General features: G+C 71.1%; 2 protein-coding genes. Both read right to left on the bottom strand.

Annotated elements, in window-relative coordinates; genetic code table 11:
* Nucleotides 1–146: 146 nt before the first annotated feature.
* On the bottom strand, nucleotides 147–995 hold the full coding sequence (locus G6030_RS15080; protein ID WP_231888822.1) for a DMT family transporter: 849 nt from the start codon (nucleotides 993–995) through the stop codon (nucleotides 147–149).
* Between the two features lie 231 nt (nucleotides 996–1226).
* Nucleotides 1227–1769 (bottom strand): HNH endonuclease signature motif containing protein (locus G6030_RS15075; RefSeq protein WP_182643672.1); only part of this gene is annotated, 543 nt, incomplete at its 5' end.

Raw genomic sequence — 1769 nt, 5'->3', positions numbered from 1 at the left:
AGCGCCATCAGCCCGGCCCGGACCTCGGCGACCTCCGCCGTGATGCGCCCGAGGCGGGCGTCGAGGTCGGCGAGGGCGCGCTGCAGGTCAGACTGCTCGGGGTTCACCCCCGAATCATCTCCCGCCCCGGCCGCGGCGTCCATATGTCAGGCCCGGGCCGGGCCCGTCGGTGCCGGGCGCGACCGCAGTACGAGGATCACGCCGACGGCGCTGACCGCCATCCCCACCACGGCCGGGAGGGTGATCGGGACACCGAACATGAGCCACACCCAGACCATGGTCGTGGGCGGGGTGAGGTACAGCAGGACGCTGGCCACGGTGGCGCCGCGCGTGCGGGTGACGAAGACGAAGAGGACGTACCCGCACAGCGTGGACAGGAAGACGAGCCAGGCCACCGCCGCCCAGAAGTCGGTTTCCGCCTCGGGCGCCGCCTGGCCGGTCACCACCGCCGCGACCATCAGCACCACGCCCGCGACGACGGACTGCATGGTGATGGACTGCAGCAGCGTCTCGGTGGGCCGCAGGCGCTGGGTGAGGACCGTGCCCGTGGCCAGGCTGAGCATCCCCGCGGCCGGGAACAGGTACGCCCACCACGGTGCGGAACCCGCGTCCAGGCCGCCGGAGACGACCACCACGACGCCCGCCAGCCCGAGGGCCATACCGATCCACATCCCGGCCGTCGTGCGTTCGCCGAGTACGCGGCCGGCGACGGTGGCCACGAGCAGCGGTTGGAGCGCGGCGATGAGCGCCGCGGTGCCGCCGTCGACGCCGCGCGCGACCCCCTCGAAGATCAGGTACAGGAACACGGCCTGGCTGAACAGGCCGAGGACGGCCTGCCGGGTCCACGCCGCGCGGTCGTTCAGTCGCACCCGCAGCACGAGGCAGACGCTCACCAGCAGTACGCCGAGGATCGAGAACCGCCAGGCCAGCAGCTGTAGAGGTGTGCCGCCGGCGCGCGTGCCGAGCTCTGCGCCGACGTAGCCGGAGCTCCACATGAGCCACCAGCGCCACCGACGCCAGATGACCGCCGTTCCGGCGGAGCGCCTGACGCGCGGACCCGGGCATCGTCACACCATATGGAGCAGCCGCCCTCGCCGTCGTCGACCCGCGCGGCACCACCCCCTCACGCGCCCACGCCGAATCTGCGCAGCAGCGGGCACTCGGCACCGACGGTCGCCCGAAAGCGCTGGCGGCGCGTCCCGCGGTGTTTCAGGCGGGGCGGCGTGTCAGGCGGGTCTGGTGTGGGTGTGGGGGCCGTGTCTGGGGTGGCCTGGTGGGTTGATGAGGGTGCCGTCGTCGGCGATGATGCGGTCGGCGAAGGCCTCCCACTCGCGTTCTCGGATGGCATCGCGGGCCCGGGCCAGCGGGCCTTTGGGTCTGGTGCGGTGCTCGTGGCCGGTATCGGTGCAGATGATCAACTCACCCAGCGGCCCGGTCCGGTAGGAGTTGGTACCGAACGTCTTCTCCCGGTGATGCTTGCGGCACAAGCACACCAGATTCCACTCCAGGGTCGGCCCACCCAGCTCCGGATCACGCTTGTTGAACGCGATCACATGATCCACATCACAATCCTTCGCCGGCACCGAACACCCCGGATGCCGACACGTGCCATCGCGCAACCGGATCCGCTCGGCCATCGCCGGGGTGATCATGTACCGCAGCGCGTGCTCGGGGTTGTCCAGCGCGCCCGGCGCGGGGTCGATGAGCTCGAACCGCACACTGGCCTCATCCCCCTCCAGCAACTCCGTGCACAACCACTCGAAACTGCT

It is taken from the genome of Dietzia sp. E1, from assembly GCF_014145015.1.
In the GTDB taxonomy this organism is placed as follows: Bacteria; Actinomycetota; Actinomycetes; order Mycobacteriales; family Mycobacteriaceae; genus Dietzia; species Dietzia cinnamea_A.
The sequence above is the reverse complement of the archived record's forward strand: the minus strand, read 5'-3'. Positions and strand labels throughout refer to the sequence as shown.